A 17,832-nucleotide genomic window follows, 5' to 3' on the forward strand; every position below is an offset into this window, starting at 1 on the left:
CCCCTCGTCTCCGGACGCCCCCGGACATGCGTGAGGGGAATCCTCGGGCCGCCGGAGCGGCCGAGGATTCCCCTCACGTGGGTGGAGCAGCGGGTCAGGCCCGCTTGCCGACCTCCTCGGTCAGCTGCGGGGCGACCGAGAACAGGTCACCCACGATGCCGAAGTCGGCGATCTCGAAGATCGGGGCCTCGGGGTCCTTGTTGACCGCGACGATCGTCTTCGAGGTCTGCATGCCGGCGCGGTGCTGGATCGCGCCGGAGATGCCGAGCGCAATGTACAGCTGCGGCGACACGGTCTTGCCGGTCTGCCCGACCTGGAACTGGTTCGGGTAGTAGCCGGAGTCCACCGCCGCGCGGGAGGCACCGACGGCCGCGTGCAGCGAGTCGGCCAGGCCCTCGACGACGTTGAAGTTGTCGGCCGAGCCCACGCCACGGCCACCGGCGACGACGACCGACGCCTCGGTGAGCTCGGGGCGGTCGCCACCGACGATCGGGGCCCGGTTGGACACCTTCGCCGACTTCGCGGCGTCGGTGGCCGGGACCTCGACGGTCTCCTGCGTGCCGGCCGCCGCGTTCTCCTCGACCTCGAGCGAGCCCGAGCGCCACGAGACGACCGCGGTGTCGGTGGTGACGTGCGACTGCACGGTGAAGGCGCCACCGAAGATCGAGTGGGTGCCCGCGCGCTCGCCGTCGATGTCGACCAGGTCGTTCAGCCAGCCGGAGTTGGTGCGTACGGCCAGGCGGCCCGCGACCTCGCGACCGTCGGCGCCCGCCGGGATCAGCACGGCCGGCGGGGAGACCCGCTCGACCAGCGCGGCGAGCACGTCGACCTGCGGGGTCGACAGGTAGTTGACCGTGTCGTCGGACTCGGCGACGTAGATCTTCTCGGCACCGTGGGCGGCGAGGCCCTCGGCGAGCTTGGTCGCCGTGCCCGGCGTCCCGACGACGACCGCGGAGGGCTCGCCGATGCGACGCGCCGCGGTCAGCATCTCGTAGGTGTTCTTCTTGATCTCACCGTCGACGTGGTCGACGAGGACCAGTACCTCAGCCATGTCTGTTCTCCTCGTGTGACTCGTGGACGGTGGCTCAGATGAGCTTCTGGCCGACGAGGAACTCGGCGATCTTGGCGCCGCCGTCGCCCTCGTCCTCGACCTTCTGGCCGCCCGACTTCGGGGGCCGCGGGGCGAAGGAGTCGACCTGCACGAGCGAGCCGGCGAGCCCGACCTCCGAGGCGTCGAGGCCGAGGTCGGAGATGCCGATCGTGTTCACCGGCTTCTTCTTGGCCGCCATGATCCCCTTGAACGAGGGGTAGCGCGGCTCGTTGATCTTCTCGCCGACGCTGACGACGGCGGGCAGCGCGGCCTCGAGGTCGCAGGTGCCCTCGTCGGTCTCGCGCTTGGCCTTCGCGGTGCCGTTCTCGACGGTCAGGGCGTTGGCGTGCGTGAGCGACGGCCAGCCGAGGAGCTCGCCGAGCATCCCGGCCATCGCGCCGCTGCGGCCGTCGGTGGCCTCGTTGCCGGCCAGCACCAGGTCGACGTCGCCGACGGTGCCGATGGCCTTCGCGAGGACCTTGGCGGTCGCGACGGCGTCGGAGCCGTGGATCGCGTCGTCGTTCACGTGCACGGCCTTGTCCGCGCCCATGGAGAGGGCCTTGCGGATGGCGTCGGTGGCGCGGTCGGGACCGGCGGTGAGGATGGTGACCTCGGCGTCGCCGGCCTCCTTGATCTTGAGCGCCTCCTCGACGGCGCGCTCGTTGATCTCGTCCAGCACCGCGTCGGACGACGCGCGGTCGAGGGTCTTGTCGCCGTCGGAGAGCGTGCGCTCCGACCAGGTGTCCGGTACCTGCTTGATCAGAACCACGATGTTCATGGTTGTTCCGTGACCTCCTGTGCTCACGTGCTGGCGGTCGCCCCGGGGCCTCATTGGCTACCGGCGGGTAACAACGCCACTGATCCGACTGTCCCACGTCGGCGCCCCGAGAGCGACGTGGCGTACCCCTCTCATGTTACTCGCGAGTAGGTAGTAGGGAGCTACTGGCGGGTAACTTGGACCTCCTATGCTGAGGGGGACACAACGGATTCCCGGTAGGAGATCACCCGTGCCCGGTCTGTTCAGCAAGGTCTCGGAGTTCCTCAAGAGCCCGCAGGGCCGCAAGTACACCGACCAGGCGAAGCGCTACGCCTCGGACCCGAAGAACCGCCAGAAGGCGCAGGACCTGTTCAAGCGCTTCGGCGGCGGGGGCAAGAAGCACTGATCGGGTGATCTGGCACCGGGTGCAGGCACGGCGTCACCGTGCACCCGGTGCCGGGAGAACCGGCCGGCCGGCCTCACTCCGGCCGGCGGTGTCGCCCCCCGGCCTCGCGCACCGGGTGCGGCGCACGGACCGGTCCGCGGGCGGTCGGCGCCGACGGGAGAGCCAGGACCTCGGGTGCCGCGGCGATCGCCCTCGGCGCGTCCGGGGTGGACATCCCGGCGCGCAGGAGGCGGACCAGCGCCTCGTACCACTGCACCAGCACGGCCCAGGGCGTCGGCGGGGCCGGGCGCGACGTCCGACGACGGCGGCTGACCGCCTCGCGGCAGGGCCGGCAGACGTGCGTGCCGGTGGCCCCGAGCGGGGCCGGGTCGACGACGACGCCGCAGAGCGCCATCGGCGGCGCCCCGGTGCGGTTCGCCTGCTCCAGCTCGGTCGCCATCACCGCGTGCTCGGTGCGGTCGGAGCACGACGTCATCGACAACGGACGGTCACCGGGCACCTCGGGCGGCCACGCGCCCCACCCACCCGACGACCGCTCGGCGACCGCTGGACGCGCCCCACGGACCACTCGGCGCGCCTCGGTCGTCATGCGTCCATTCTGCGGCCACTCGACGCGACCCGTCGGCTGGGCCGTGCCGCCCGTGCGGGTGAATCTCGAACGACCGCGGGCGATCACCGTCCACCCCACCGGCCGTGCGGCGGACCCGAAACTCCGCCGACCGCGCGGTCTGCGAAACGTCATCAACCGGGCACCCGCCGTGACCTCCGCAACGATGGACCGACGTCCTACCGACAGGTTAGCCTCACCTAACTCGTCGCCTGGTACCTCGTTGGAAGGACGCCGATGCCTGCTGTCCCGCAGCCCCCCGCCGGTCGCGAGACCGTCTACGACGTCGTCGGGGTCGGGTTCGGCCCGTCCAACCTCGCCCTCGCGATCGCGCTCGCCGAGTACGGCGAGACGCACGCCGGGCCGCCGCTGACCGGCCACTTCCTCGAGCGTCAGGAGCGCTTCGGCTGGCATCGCGGGATGCTGCTCGAGGACGCGACGATGCAGGTCAGCTACCTGAAGGACCTCGCTACCCTGCGCAACCCGCGCAGCGGCTTCTCCTTCGTGTCCTACCTGTACGACCGCAACCGGCTGGTCGACTTCATCAACTACGGCAGCTCCTACCCCACCCGCGAGGAGTTCCACGACTACCTCGAGTGGGCCGCGGACCGGATCCCGGCGGACGTCGTCGACTACGGCACCGAGGTCACCGCCCTGCGGCTCGTGCCCGGGCCGGGCGGACCCGCCGACCTCGTGGAGGTCGACGTCGAGGGCCCCGGGGGTCAGCGCACCCTCACCGCCCGGAACGTCGTGCTCGGCACCGGGCTCGTCCCGCACGTCCCGGAGGGGACACCCCTCGGCGACCGCGTGTGGCATTCGAAGGACCTCCTGCACCGCCTGCCCGAGATCCACGACCCCAGCCGGATCGCGGTGGTGGGCGCCGGGCAGAGCGCCGCGGAGGTGGTCGACCACCTGCACCGCCGCTTCCCCACCGCCGAGGTCTCCGCGATCTTCGCCCGGTACGGCTTCAGCCCGGCCGACGACAGCTCGTTCGCCAACCGCATCTTCGACCCCGACGCGGTCGACGACTTCTACGCGGCGCCGCCCGAGGTCAAGGACCGCATCCTCGGCTACCACGGGAACACGAACTACTCCGTGGTCGACGGCGAGCTGATCACCGCGCTCTACCGCCAGCACTACAAGGAGCGGGTCGCGGGCCGCGAGCGCCTGCGGTTCCACAACGCCTCCGAGGTCGCCGACCTCCGCCCGCACGACGGCCACACCGACGTCGTCGTGGAGTCGCTGATCGACGGGCGGCAGGAGACGGTCGAGGCCGACCTGGTCGTCTACTGCACGGGCTACCGCTGCGCCGACCCGCTCGCGATGCTGGGCGACGCCGCGGCCGACTGGCCGCGCGACGACCAGGGCCGCGCGCACTTCCACCGCGACTACAGCGTGGTCACCCCGCCGGAGGTGACGGCGGGCTTCTTCGCGCCGGGCGCGACGGAGCACACCCACGGGCTCACCTCGACGCTGCTCTCCAACGTCGCGGTGCGCGCGGGCGAGATGGTGGCCGCCATGGTCGCGGCACGGGACGAGCGGGGCACCCCGCTCGCCCGGCCCGCCGTCGCCGCCGCCGGCCGATGACCCTCATCGGCCGTCCCACGACCACCGGGCTGCGCACCTGGCCCGACCGCTTCGCCGAGCAGGTCGACCGGCGCGGCGACGCGCTCGCCGTGGTCCACGCCGACGAACGGCTGACCTACCGCGAGCTCGCCGACCGGGCCGCCCGGCTCGCGCACGTCCTGCTCGACCGCGGGGCCGGACCCGAGCGGCTCGTCGCGATCGCACTGCCCCGCGGGATCGACCTCGTCGTCGCCCAGGTCGCGGTGCTGTGCGCGGGCGCCGCGTACGTCCCGGTCGACGTCGACCAGCCGCCCGCCCGCGTCGCGGCCGTGCTCGCGGACGCGCGTCCCGCCGTCGTCGTCACCACCCGTCGGCAGGATCCCGGCGCCGGGAACCCGGTACACCTCGAGGAGATCGACCTCGACCGAGGCCCGCGCGCGCCGCTCGACCCGGGCATCACGGCGGAGCACGCCGCCTACGTCATCCACACGTCCGGCTCGACCGGGCGACCCAAGGGCGTCGTCGTGACCCATGCGGGCGTCGACGGTCTGATCGCCACCCAGACCGAGCGCTTCGGCATCGGTCCCGACGACGCCGTCCTCGCCTTCGCGTCGCCGAGCTTCGACGTCGCCTTCTGGGACCTGTGCCTGGCCCTGCTCTCCGGCGGGCGCCTCGTCGTCGTGCCGACGGAGCTGCGCACCCCGACGCGCGAGCTCGCGGACTACGCGTGGACGCACGGCGTCACGTTCATGATCCTGCCGCCGGTGCTGCTCGCGGCGATGCCGCCGGACGTCGACCTCCCGCCCGCCACGCTGCTCGCGGGGACCGAGCGGGTGTCGCCGGAGCTGGTGGCCCGCTGGGGCCGCGGTCGCCGGATGTTCAACGCCTACGGCCCGACCGAGGCGACCGTGAACTCCACGCTCGGCGAGGTCGAGCCCGACTCGACGCGCTCGAGCGTCCCGATCGGCATCGCCGACCCGCTGACCACCGCGTACGTCCTCGGCCCGGACCTCGCGCCCGTGCCCGACGGCGGATCGGGCGAGCTCTACCTCGGCGGTCCCGGCCTGGCCCGGGGGTACCTGGGGCGGCCGGACCTGACGGCCGAGCGGTTCGTCGCGAGCCCCTTCGGTCCGCCCGGCGAGCGGCTCTACCGCACCGGCGACCTCGTGCGGACCGACGGCGGCGTCCTGGACTTCCTCGGCCGCACCGACGACCAGGTGCAGATCCGCGGGTTCCGGGTGGAGCCCGGGGAGGTCGAGTCGGTGCTGCGCGCGCGGCCCGAGGTGGCGCAGGCCGCCGTCGTGGTGCGCGACGAGCGTCTCGTCGCCTACGTCGTCCCCTCGCTCGAGGGCACGGCCGACGTGGCCGGCTGGGAGGAGCTGCACGAGCTGCTCTACTCCGCGGCCGACGCCGAGGCGACCTTCGACGACGGGTTCGCCGGCTGGAACTCGACCTACGACGGCTCGCCCCTCCCCCGCGAGCACATGCGCGCCTGGCGCGACGCCACGGTCGACGCGATCCGCGCCGCGGCGCCCGACGCCCGGCGGGTGCTGGAGGTGGGCGTCGGCTCCGGGCTGCTGCTCACCGAGATCGCGCCGCAGGTGGACTCGTTCGTCGGGATCGACCTCTCCGCCGCCGGGGTCGAGGGGTTGCGACGACGCATCGCGGCGGAGCCCTGGGCCGCGCAGGTGACGCTCGAGGCCCGCCCCGCGCACGAGGTGGGCGAGCTGACCGGGCCGTTCGACCTCGTCGTCGTGAACTCCGTGGCGCAGTACTTCCCCGACGAGGCCTACCTGCGCGACGTGATCGCGCAGGCCGCGGCGCTGCTCTCCGACGACGGCGTGCTCTTCCTCGGCGACCTGCGGCACGCGGGGCTGCTGCGCGCGCTGCGCACCGGGGTGGCGCGGGCCCAGGGCCTGACCGGCGGGGACGCCGCGCGGGCGGTCGAGGCGGGCGTCGCGTGGGAGCCGGAGCTGCTCGTCGACCCCGACCTGGTGTGCGCGGTGGGGGCGTCGCTCGGGCTGGCCGTCGACGTGTCGGTGGAGCGCGGGCGGGTGCACGACGAGCTGTCCCGGTACCGCTTCCACGCGGTGCTGCGGCGCGGCCGCGCGTCCGCTCCGGGAAGCGACGTCCCGACAGTGCCGTGGTCGGGTTCGGTGCCCGACGAGCGCCCGGTGCGGGTCGGCGGGATCCCGAACGCGCGGCTGGTGCCGGACGTCGACGTGGACGGCGGGGTGGACCCGGAGGACCTGGTCGCGTGGGGCGCGACGGGGGTGGCCCCGGACCCGGCCGACCCGACGTGCCTGGTGGCGCTGTTCGGCGCCGACGGCCCGGTGTACCTGCCGGCCGGCGACGGAGTCGCGACCCGACCGGCGCCGTTCCGTGACGTCGCGCAGGTGACGACCCGGCTCCGGGAGGCGCTGCGCGCGGAGCTCCCCGCGCACCTGGTGCCGTCGGGGCTCGTGGCGGTGCCGTCGCTGCCGATGCGGTCGTCGGGGAAGCTCGACGTGGACGCGCTGCCGCTGCCCGACCCGGCCGCCGAGGTCGGTGGCGTGGCCCCGCGCTCGCCGCGCGAGGAGCTGCTCGCCGCGCTGGTCTCCGAGGTGCTGGGCGTCCCGGGTGTGGGCGCCGAGGACGACTTCTTCGCGATCGGCGGCGACTCGATCGTCTCGATCTCGCTGGTGGTGCGCGCCCGCGCGGCCGGGCTGGAGATCACGCCGCGCCAGATCTTCACCGAGCGCACCGTGGCCGGGCTGGCCGCGGTGGCGGTGGCGACCGACGACGTCGTCGTGCCGGACGGACCGCTGGTGGCGGGGCCGTCCCACGGCGTCGACGTCTGGCCGGCGTCCCCGCTGCAGGAGGGGTTCTTCTTCCACGCGGCGGTCTCCGACGTCTACGTGGTCACGGAGGTCGTGCGGCTGCGTGGGGAGATCTCCGCCGCGCGCGTCCGGTCGGGTCTGCAGGCCGCGCTCGACCGGCACCCGCAGCTGCGGGCCGGCTTCGTGCAGCGCGAGGACGGCCGCGTGGTGCAGGTGGTCGCCGGCGCCGTCGAGCTGCCGTGGCGGGAGGTGGACCTGTCCGGTTCCGGCTCCGTCGCCGACGAGGTCGCCCGCGAGCGTTCCGTCCGGTTCGACCTCGCCGCGCCGCCGCTGCTGCGCGCGGCGCTGCTGTGGACGGCCGACGACGAGGCGCGGCTGGTGCTGACGTTCGAGCACCTGGTGCTCGACGGCTGGTCGGTCGCGCTGCTGGTCCGCGAGGTCCTGGCCGGGACGGGGGCCGACGACACCGCCCTGATGCGACGGCGGTACGCCGCGCTCGAGGCCGCCCGGGACGACGAGGCGGCGGTGTCGGCGTGGCGGTCGGCGCTCGCGGACCTGGACGGCCCGACGCTGCTCGCGGAGGCACTCCCGAGTGCCAGCAATGCGTCACTGCTTGCACCCAGTGACAGCAACGCCGCACCGTCGACCGACGCGGACCGGCGGGCCGACGATGCGGATTTCCTGGCGTCCAGTGCAAGCGGTGACGCATTGCTGGCACCGGGAGGTGCCACCCCGCCACACCGACAGCTCCGACACGAGCTCGACGCGGCCACCACCCGTCGGCTCACCCGCACGGCCCGGCAGCGCGGCCTGACCCTCGGCACCCTCCTGCACGGCGCGTGGGGCCTCACGGTCGGCGCGCTCACCGGCAGCCGGGACCTCGTCGTCGGCAGCACCGTGTCCGGTCGGGACGCGGGGCTGGACGGCATCGGCGAGGCCGTCGGGCTGTTCATCAACACCCTGCCCGTGCGGGTCACGTGGGCCCCCGGCGACACCGCGGCCGACGTCCTGCACCGCCTCCAGCAGCGCCGCACCGACCTGCTCGACCACTCCGACGTCCCGCTCGGCGCCCTGCAACGCGCCCTCGGCCACGGCGAGCTGTTCGACTCGCTCGTCGTCGTCGAGAACTACCCGCCGCCGACGAGCAGCGGTGCGGTGACGGTCGAGGGCGTCGACGTGGTCGACGCCGTGCACTACCCGCTGGCCCTGATCGCCGCGACCGGCGAGGACACCGTGCTGACCCTCAAGCACGACGCCGCGCGGGTCTCCGACGACGCCGCGCAGCTCGTGCTCGACCTCCTCGCCCGCACCCTCGCCGCGCTCGCCGCCGACCTCGACACCACCGTCGCGGCTCTGCCCCATGGCAGAGAGCCGGATCAGGACACCGACCACCTCGTCACCCCCCGCACCCTCGGGCGCCGGATCGCCGAGCAGGTCGCGGCCACGCCCGACGACACGGCCGTGATCGACGCCGAGGGCACCACGCTCACCTACGCCGAGCTCGACGCGCGCGCGGCCGGTCTCGCCCAGCGGCTGCACGGACGCGGCGACACGATCGGTGTCGCCGTCCCCCGCGGCGCGGACCTCGTCGTCGCCCTCGTCGGCGTGCTGCGGGCCGGCGCGGCCTACGTGCCGCTGGACCCCGACCTGCCCGAGCAGCGCCTCGCCGGGATGGTCGCCGACGCAGGCGTGACGACGGTGGTCACGACGGCCGGCACGCCGACCCCGGACGGGCTCCGCCGGGTCGAGGTCGACGACGCGACCGGCGCGCTCCCCTGGCCCGACACCGACCTCGACGCGGCCGCCTACGTCCTGTTCACCTCCGGCTCCACGGGCCGGCCCAAGGGCGTCGTCGTCGGCCACCGCGCGATCGACAACCGCCTCGCGTGGATGGACGCGACGTACGGCCTGGACGCGCGGGACCGCGTCCTGCAGAAGACCTCGACCGGCTTCGACGTCAGCGTCTGGGAGTTCTTCTGGCCGCTCTCCGTCGGCGCCGCGATCGTGCTCGCCCGCCCCGGCGGGCACCGCGACCCGGGCCATCTCACGGACCTGATCGCCCGCCACGGGGTCACGACGATGCACTTCGTCCCGTCCATGCTCGCGGGCTTCCTCGCCGACGAGGCCGTCACCGCCGACGCGTCCTGGGCGGCGGGCCTGCGGCACGTGTTCGCCTCCGGCGAGGCCCTGCCCGCCGGCGACGCGCACCGCTGGCACGAGCTCACGGGCACGCCGATCCACAACCTGTACGGCCCGACCGAGGCCGCCGTCGACGTCACCGCGCACACCGTCGCGCCCGGCGAGACCGTGGTCCCGATCGGCGCCCCGGTGTGGAACACCCGCGTGCACGTGCTCGACCCCGCGCTGCGTCCGGTCCCGGACGGCGTGCCCGGCGAGCTCTACCTCGCGGGCGTGCAGCTCGCGCGGGGCTACGTCGGTCGACCCGGCCTCACCGCCGAGCGGTTCGTGGCCGGTCCCGACGGCGAGCGCCGGTACCGCACCGGCGACGTCGTCCGGCGCCGTCCCGACGGCGAGCTGGAGTACCTCGGCCGCGCCGACGGCCAGGTCAAGATCCGCGGGCAGCGCCTCGAGCTCGGCGAGGTCGAGGCGGCCCTCGCCGCCGTCGACGGGGTGCGCCGGGCGGCCGCGGTGGTCCGCACCGACGGGCCCTCCCCCGCCCTCGTCGGCTACGTCGTCGGAGACGTTCCCGACGACGGGTCGGTCCGGGACGCCGTCGCGCGGACGCTGCCGGAGGCGATGGTGCCCAGCGCGGTCGTCGTGCTCGACGACCTCCCGCTGACGCCGAGCGGCAAGCTCGACCGGGCGGCCCTGCCGGCCCCCACGACCGAGCGGGCCGCCGGGCGCGAGCCCGCGACCGACGCGGAACGGACGCTGGTCGCGGTGTTCGCGGAGGTGCTGGGCACCGACGTCGGCGTCGACGACGACTTCCTCGCCCTCGGCGGCGACTCCATCTCCTCGATCGGCGTCGCGAGCCGGGCCCGCCGCGCTGGCGTCGAGGTCGGGCCGGCGGAGGTCCTGCAGGGCCGCACCCCGGCCGCGATCGCAGCGCTGGCGGGCAGCGCGCGCCCGGTGCAGGCCCACGAGCTCGTCGCCCCGGTGGCCCGCGAGGACGTCCGCGCGCCCTACGAGGTCGCCGAGGTCTGGCCGCTCTCGCCCCTGCAGGAGGGCCTGTACTTCCACGCGACGGTGGACGCGGGCGCCGACGTCTACGGCATCCAGGAGACGATCGACCTCGACCACCGCATCGACGTCGCCGACCTCCGTCGGGCCGTCGCCGGCCTGCTGGAGCGCCACGACGCCCTGCGGGCGGCCTTCACCGACGCGGGCCTCGACCAGCCGGCGCAGACCGTCGCCGCCCACCTCGACCCACCCGTCGTCGAGATCGACGCCGCGGACGCCGCCGAGGTCGACCGGATCACCGCCGAGGACCGCGACCGGCGCTTCGACCTCGCCGACCCGCCGCTGTTCCGGGTCCTGCTCGTCCACGGCCCGGAGGCCGACCGCATCCTGCTCTCGCGCCACCTCCTGCTCTGGGACGGCTGGTCGGCGTGGATCGTGCTCACCGAGCTCCTCGACGCCCTGCACGGCGGGGCGCCCGCCGGGGAGACCGGCTCCTACCGCGACCACCTCGCCTGGCTCGGCGCGCAGGACGACGCCGCGGCCACCGAGGCCTGGCGGACCGCCCTGGCCGGGCTCGAGGAGCCCACGCTGGTCGACCCGCCGTCGCCGCAGCCGCTGCGCGAGGACACCCTCGAGCTCCCGGCGGAGGTCACCGAGCAGGTCCGCGCCCTCGCGCGGGAGCGCGGCGTCACCCCGAACACCGTGCTCTCCACGGTGTGGGGCCTCGTGCTCGGCGTCCCCACCGGACGCACCGACGTCGTCTTCGGCACCACCGTCGCCGGCCGCCCCGACGCGGTCCCGCACGTCGAGGACACCGTCGGGCTCTTCCTGACGACCGCGCCGGCGCGGATCGTGCTGCACGCGGCCGAGCCGGTCGGCGCGCTCGTGGAGCGGGTGCAGGCCGAGCGCCTGGCGCTGGCCCCGCACGAGTGGGTCGGGCTCGGCGCGATCCAGCGCTGCTCGCCGCACCCGACGCTGTTCGACACGCTCTTCGTCTACCGGCCCGAGGGCGGCGAGGAGCGGATCGCCGAGTTCTCCGCGCGCCACGGCGTGACCGCGCTGCGCAACGCGGACGCGACGCACTACCCGCTGACCTTCGTCGTCACCCCGGGCGCGCGGATGCGGCTCACGCTCGGGCACACCCTGGGCGACGACGGGTCCCGCTGGCTCGAGCGGTTCTCCCACCTGCTCGCCCAGGTGCTCGCGGCTCCGGACGCGCCCGCGGCGGCGCTCGATCCGCTGCTGCCCGACGAGCACGCGGCGGTGCGCGCCTCACGCGACGGGCACACCGTCGACGTCGGGAACGCCACCGTCGCCGACCTGCTCGCCGACCGGGCCGCGCTCGTGCCCGACGACCTCGCGGTCGTGAGTGAGGGGAACATCCGCCCGCCCCGACCGCGTGAGGGGTCCCCTCACGAGGGTGGTGGGGGCGGATCCTCCCCTGACGGCGCCGTCCGGCTCACCTACCGCGAGCTCGACGCCGCGGTCGACCGCACGGCCCGGTTGCTGCGCTCGCGGGGTGCCGGGCCGGAGACGGTCGTGGCGCTCGCCGTGCCGCGCAGCGCCGAGACCGTGATCGCGCTGTTCGCGGTGCTGCGCGCGGGTGCCGCGTACCTGCCGCTGGAGCTCGACCATCCCGCCGAGCGCCTCGTGGAGACGATGCGCGACGCCCGGCCGGTCGTCCTGCTGACGGTCGCGGCGGTGGCCGACTCGCTGGCGGCCGCCGACGTCCCGGCCCTCGTGATCGACGACCCCGCCGTCGTGGCGGAACGGGACGCGCTGCCCGTCGGCCCGCTGCCGGACGTCGACGGCTTCGCCCGCGACGACCCCGCCCGGCTCGACCGGCCCGCGTACGTCATCTACACGTCGGGGTCGACCGGGCGGCCGAAGGGCGTCGTCACGCCGTACCGCGGCCTGACCGGGATGCAGCTGAACCACCGCACCGAGATCTTCGAGCCGGTGATCGCGGCGGCCGGCGGCCGGCGGCTGCGCATCGCGCACACCGTGTCGTTCGCCTTCGACATGTCGTGGGAGGAGCTGCTCTGGCTCGTCGAGGGCCACGAGGTGCACGTCCTGGACGAGGAGCTGCGCCGCGACGCGACCCGGCTGGTGGCGCACGCCCGGGCCGAACACGTCGACGTCGTCAACGTGACGCCGACGTACGCGGAGGCGCTGCTGGAGGAGGGGCTGCTCGAGGGGGGAGACGAAGCGGAGCGGAGCTCGACCCGGCGGGGCGGCCCGATGCCGCTCGTGCTGCTCGGCGGGGAGGCGGTGTCGGACACGCTGTGGACCGCGCTGCGCGAGGCCGACGGCGTCCTCGGCTACAACCTCTACGGCCCGACCGAGTACACGATCAACACGCTGGGCGCCGGGACGGCGGACTCGGCCACGCCCGCCGTCGGGAAGCCGATCGTCAACACGCGGGCGCACGTGCTCGACCCGTGGCTGCGTCCGGTGCCGGACGGGGTGCCGGGCGAGCTGTACATCGCCGGCGACGGGCTCGCGCGGGGCTACCTCGACCGGTTCGGGCTGACGGCGGAGCGGTTCGTCGCCGACGCCGGCGGGGGCCGGATGTACCGCACCGGCGACCTGGTGCGGCGCCGCCCCGACGGCATCCTCGACTACCTCGGGCGCACCGACGACCAGGTCAAGATCCGGGGGCACCGGGTCGAGCCGGGCGAGGTCGCGGCGGCGGTGTCGGCGCTGGCCGGAGTGCACCGCGCGGCGGTGGTCGCCGACCGGCGCGGCCTCGGAGGCGCGCGTCTGGTCGCGTACGTCGTCGGGCGGACCGACGGGGTGCGCGACGAGCTCCGCACCCGGCTGCCGGACCACCTGGTGCCGGCCGCGGTGGTCGCCGTCGACGACCTGCCGCTGACCGTCAACGGCAAGCTCGACGTCGGCGCGCTGCCCGCGCCGGACCTCGCGGCACCGGGCAGCGGGCGGGCTCCGGCCGGACCGGTCGAGGAGACGCTGTGCGGGCTGTTCGCCGACGTGCTGGGGCTGTGGCAGGGCGAGCGGAGCGACGGGGAGAAGTGCCCGGTCGGGCCCGACGACGCGTTCTTCGACCTCGGCGGGCACTCGCTGCTGGCGACGCGGCTGCTCTCGCGGGCGCGGCAGGCCCTGTCCGCCGACCTCACGCTGCGGGACCTGTTCGACGCGCCCACGCCCGCGGGCCTGGCCGCGCACGTCGGGGAGCGGACCTCGGCCCGGCCCGAGCTGGCCCACCGCGACGTCGACGGCGACGTGCCGCTCTCCCCCGCCCAGCAGCGGCTGTGGATGCTCGCCCAGCTCGACGGGGCCGGCGCGGCCTACCACTACCCGCTCGTCGTCCGGCTGACCGGCGACCTCGACGCGGACGCGCTGGAGGCGGCGCTGACCGACGTGGTCGCGCGGCACGTCCCGCTGCGGACCGTCGTCGGGAGAGGCGGGCGGAGCGACGGGGACGGGTCCGGGGAGAAGCAGCGGGTCCTGGAGCGGCCGACGCTCCGGCTCGCGCGCGCGTCCGCGTCCGGGGACGTCGACGAGCGGGTCGACGCCGAGATCGCCCGGCCCTTCGCGCTCGACCGGGAGCTGCCGATCCGGGCCCTGCTGATCTCCGACGGGGACGAGCACGTCCTGGTGCTCACGCTGCACCACATCGCCACCGACGAGTGGTCCGACCGCCCGTTCGCCGCCGACCTCGCCACCGCCTACACGGCCCGGCGGGACGGGCACGCACCGGACTTCGAACCACTTCCGGTCGACTATCTCGACTACACGCGCTGGCAGTCCGAGCTGCTCGACGCCGTCGGCGCCGAGCAGCTCGCGTTCTGGGCGCGGACGCTCGACGGGGCGCCCGAGGAACTGGTGCTGCCGAACGACCGGCCGCGGCCGGCCCGGCCGACCTTCACCGGCGGCTCGGTCACGCTCCCGCTGGACACCGAGGTCAGCGCCGGCCTGCGGGCGCTGGCCGCCGAGCACGGGGCCAGCACGTTCATGGTGCTGCAGGCGGCCGTGGCCACCCTGCTCGCCCGCGTCGGCGCGGGCGTCGACCTGCCGCTGGGTGCGCCGGTCGCCGGCCGCGACGACCCCCGGCTCGACGACCTCGTCGGGTTCTTCGTCAACACGGTCGTGCTGCGCACCGACCTCTCCGGCGCGCCGGGGTTCGGGGAGCTCGTCGACCGGGTCCGGGCGACCGACCTCGCCGCCTTCGCGCACGCGGACGTGCCGTTCGAGGCGGTCGTCTCGCACCTCGACCCGCCGCGCACCGTGGCCCGCACGCCGCTGTTCCAGGTGATGGTCGGGCACCACGTGCGGTCCGGAGCCCCGCTGGAGCTGCCGGGGGTCGAGGCGACGGAGGTCGACGTCGCCCACCGCACGGCGATGTTCGACCTGGTGTTCAGCTTCGCCGAGACCGACGGCGACCTCACGCTGCACCTGGAGTACGCGGCCGACCTGTTCGACCCGGAGTCGGCCCGGCAGCTCGCGGCCCGGTTCGCGGTCGTGGCGCGCACGGTGGTCGGGTCGCCGGACACCCCGGTCGACGACCTCGACGTGCTGCTCACGCGCGAGCGGGAGGCCCTCGCCCGGTTCGGCGGTTCCCCCACGGCGCGGCCGGTCGAGGAGGAGACGGTCGCCGCGGCGTTCGCGCGGTGGGTGGCGACGACGCCGGACGCGGTCGCGGTGGCCGACGAGCACCGGGAGCTCTCCTACCGCGAACTGGACGCGCTCGCGGCGGGGATCGCGTCGCTGCTCGAGGTCGCACCCGGCGACGTCGTCGGGGTCGCGGTGCCGCGGTCGGTGACGATGGTGGCGACCGTCCTCGCGGTGCTGCGCCGCGGCGCGGCGTGGCTGCCGCTCGACCTCGCCCACCCCGCCGACCGGCTCGAGCACATGCTGCGCGACTCCGGCGCGGCGCTCGTGGTGGTGACGCCGGAGACCGACCCGACCACGCCGGTCGTCGGGACGCGGCTGGTGCTGCCGGAGGCCCTTCCCGACGAGGGCCCGGGGCCGGTGGCGGTGCCGCTCGCGGCCACCGCGTACGTGATCTACACGTCGGGCTCGACGGGGCGCCCCAAGGGCGTGGCGGTGCCGCACGAGGGCATCGCGTCGCTCGCCGCGACGGCCGTGGACCGGATGGGGGTGACGGCGGAGTCGCGGGTGCTGCAGTTCGCGTCGGTCGGGTTCGACGTGGCGGCGTTCGAGCTGGTCATGGGCCTGACGCTCGGCGCGCGGCTCGTGGTGCTGCCGGACGAGGCGCGGGTCGCCGGGCCCGCGCTGACGACGTTCCTGCGCGAGCACCGGATCACCCACGCGATCCTGCCGCCGTCGCTGGTCGCGGCCCTGCCCGACGACGCGACGATCCCGGACGGGACCACGGTCCTCGTCGGGACGGAGACCGTGCCCCCGGCCGTCGTCGCACGGTGGGCGGAGCGGCTCGACCTGTTCGTGGCCTACGGGCTCACCGAGGCCACGGTCAACTCGACGCTGTGGCGGGCGCGGCCGGGCTGGGAGGGACCGCTGCCGATCGGCGAGCCGGACCCGAACACCGTCGTGCGGATCCTCGACGGCCGGCTGCGGCCGGTGCCGCCGGGCGTGGCCGGGGACCTGTACGTCGGCGGCCGCGGGCTCGCGACCGGCTACCTCGGGCGGCCGGGCCTGACCGCCGGCCGGTTCGTCGCCGCCCCCGACGGCGCCCGGATCTACCGGACCGGCGACCGCGCGCGGTGGCGGGCCGACGGGGCCGTCGACTTCCTCGGGCGCGACGACGACCAGGTCAAGGTGCGCGGCGTGCGCATCGAGCCCGGGGAGGTCGCGGCCGCGCTGGCGGACCACCCGGAGGTGCGCCAGGCCGTCGTCGTGGCGGACTCCGACGGCGACCTGACGCGGCTCGTCGGGTACGTGACGCCGGACGGCGCTCCGGATCCGGCCTCGGTCAGGGACCATGCCGCTGCGCGGCTGCCGGAGCACATGGTGCCGTCGCTGGTGATCGTGGTCGGGGAGATCCCGCTGACGCCGAACGGCAAGCTCGACCGCCGGACGCTACCCGCGCCGGACTGGTCGGCGCTGGTCGGCGGGGTCGCCCCGGCCACTCCCGACGAGGCCCGGCTGGCCGAGCTGGTGGCCGACACGCTGCGGCTGGAGACGGTCGGGGTCACCGACGACTTCTTCGCGCTCGGCGGGCACTCGATGGCCGCCATGCGGCTGCTCTCGGCGATCCGCACGGAGCTCGACGCCGAGCTCGCGGTCCGCGACGTCTTCGAGGCGCCGACCGTGCGGGCGCTCGCGGTGCGGGTGGCCGGGGCGCCGCGGGCACGTCCCGCGTTGGTGCGCTCGTCGGGCGGACCGGCGGTGGCACCGGCCCAGCGGTGGCGGCTGGCGCGGGGGCTCACGCCGGTGCCGGACCACGTACTGCGGCTGGCGGGGCCGTTCACGTTCTCCGCGCTGGCGGCGGCGCTCGACGACGTGGTGGCGCGGCACGAGCCGTTGACGTGGAGCTACCCCGACGGGTCGCCCGTGCCGGTGGACGTGCCGGTGCGGCGGTCGTCGTCCCCGGCGTCGGAGCTGGCGCGGGAGCCGTTCGACCTCACCGTCGAGCCCGCGTTCCGGGCGCACCTGCTCGACGACGGGTCGCTGCTGCTGGTGCTGGGCTACCTCGCGGTGGACGAGTGGTCGGTGGTGCCGCTGCTGCGGGACCTGGCGACGGCGGTGGCGGCGCGGTCGTCGGGAACGGCCCCGTCGTTCGCGCCGCTGCCGGTGACGTACTCGGACTACGCGCGGTGGGCCTCGGCCTCGCCGTCCTCGCTCCCGCCCGGTCTCGAGGGGCTGCCGACGACGGTGTACGGGCCGTCGGGTGGTCCCGCGGTCCTGGAGACGGTGACGGTGCCCGCGGACGTGCGGCGCGGCCTGGACGCGCTGGCCCGACGGCACGGGGCGTCGCTGCTGATGGTGCTGCAGACCGGGCTCGCGCACGCGCTCGGCGCTCTCGGGTACGGGCCGGACCTGCCGCTGGCCGCGCTGACGGCCGGGCGCACGGACGCCGCGCTCGACGGGCTGGTCGGCGGGATCGCGGACGTCGTGGTGCTCCGGACGTCGACGGCGGCCACGGTGGACGAGGTGCGCGCGCGGGACCTGGAGGCGTTCGCGCACGCCGGGACGCCGTTCGTGGTCACCGCCGAGGCGACCGGGCTGTGGCGGCCCCCGGTGCTGCTGGTGCAGCACGAGGAGCCGTCGTTGGAGCAGGAGACCTCGGTGCTCGGCGAGCTGTCGGCCGTGTCGACGGGCGTGTCGGACGCCGACCTCGTCGTGTCGTTCGCGGAGTCGGCGCCGGGCACCGAGCTGACGCTGGAGGTGACCCGGCGGGTCGACGTGGTGCCGACCGACATGGCGGTGCAGCTGGTGGCGGCGGTGGCGGACCTGGTCGGCTGAGTGGGCCCTCGATGGCAGGAAAGCGTCGTTGCTGTCACT

Annotated in this window: 6 protein-coding genes; 3 read left to right on the forward strand and 3 right to left on the reverse strand. The window is 75.2% G+C overall.

Annotated elements, in window-relative coordinates:
• Positions 1 to 94: 94 nt before the first annotated feature.
• Positions 95 to 1,051, reverse strand: coding sequence for an electron transfer flavoprotein subunit alpha/FixB family protein (locus ACQPYX_RS22515; RefSeq protein WP_433799500.1), 957 nt, complete (start codon positions 1,049 to 1,051; stop codon positions 95 to 97).
• A gap of 34 nt (positions 1,052 to 1,085) precedes the next feature.
• On the reverse strand, positions 1,086 to 1,868 hold the full coding sequence (locus ACQPYX_RS22520) for an electron transfer flavoprotein subunit beta/FixA family protein (RefSeq protein ID WP_433799501.1): 783 nt from the start codon (positions 1,866 to 1,868) through the stop codon (positions 1,086 to 1,088).
• 229 nt (positions 1,869 to 2,097) lie between these two features.
• Here ACQPYX_RS22520 and ACQPYX_RS22525 point away from each other — a divergent pair, with 229 nt between their 5' ends.
• Entirely contained in the window at positions 2,098 to 2,253 is a 156-nt protein-coding gene (locus tag ACQPYX_RS22525; RefSeq protein WP_179794337.1) for a hypothetical protein, read from the forward strand.
• A gap of 73 nt (positions 2,254 to 2,326) precedes the next feature.
• Here the strand turns inward: ACQPYX_RS22525 and ACQPYX_RS22530 are convergent, their stop codons facing one another.
• The gene (locus tag ACQPYX_RS22530) at positions 2,327 to 2,842 is read right to left on the reverse strand and encodes a hypothetical protein (RefSeq protein ID WP_433799502.1); all 516 of its coding nucleotides are present in this window, start codon (positions 2,840 to 2,842) and stop codon (positions 2,327 to 2,329) included.
• Positions 2,843 to 3,097: 255 nt separating this feature from the next.
• Here ACQPYX_RS22530 and ACQPYX_RS22535 point away from each other — a divergent pair, with 255 nt between their 5' ends.
• Complete coding sequence (locus tag ACQPYX_RS22535; protein ID WP_433799503.1) at positions 3,098 to 4,447, forward strand: lysine N(6)-hydroxylase/L-ornithine N(5)-oxygenase family protein; 1,350 nt, start codon at positions 3,098 to 3,100, stop codon at positions 4,445 to 4,447.
• Entirely contained in the window at positions 4,444 to 17,793 is a 13,350-nt protein-coding gene (locus ACQPYX_RS22540; RefSeq protein WP_433799504.1) for an amino acid adenylation domain-containing protein, read from the forward strand. The genes ACQPYX_RS22535 and ACQPYX_RS22540 overlap by 4 nt, the downstream gene beginning before the upstream one ends.
• The last annotated feature ends 39 nt before the right edge of the window (positions 17,794 to 17,832 follow it).

Origin of the sequence: Actinomycetospora sp. CA-084318 (genome assembly GCF_050955885.1) — a bacterium.
GTDB lineage: Bacteria > Actinomycetota > Actinomycetes > Mycobacteriales > Pseudonocardiaceae > Actinomycetospora.

Coding starts and splice junctions, on each gene's coding strand:
- ACQPYX_RS22515 (WP_433799500.1), bottom strand. CDS start 1,051: ATGGCTGAGGTACTGGTCCTCGTCGACCACGTCGACGGTGAGATCAAG.
- ACQPYX_RS22520 (WP_433799501.1), bottom strand. CDS start 1,868: ATGAACATCGTGGTTCTGATCAAGCAGGTACCGGACACCTGGTCGGAG.
- ACQPYX_RS22530 (WP_433799502.1), bottom strand. CDS start 2,842: ATGACGACCGAGGCGCGCCGAGTGGTCCGTGGGGCGCGTCCAGCGGTC.
- ACQPYX_RS22535 (WP_433799503.1), top strand. CDS start 3,098: ATGCCTGCTGTCCCGCAGCCCCCCGCCGGTCGCGAGACCGTCTACGAC.
- ACQPYX_RS22540 (WP_433799504.1), top strand. CDS start 4,444: ATGACCCTCATCGGCCGTCCCACGACCACCGGGCTGCGCACCTGGCCC.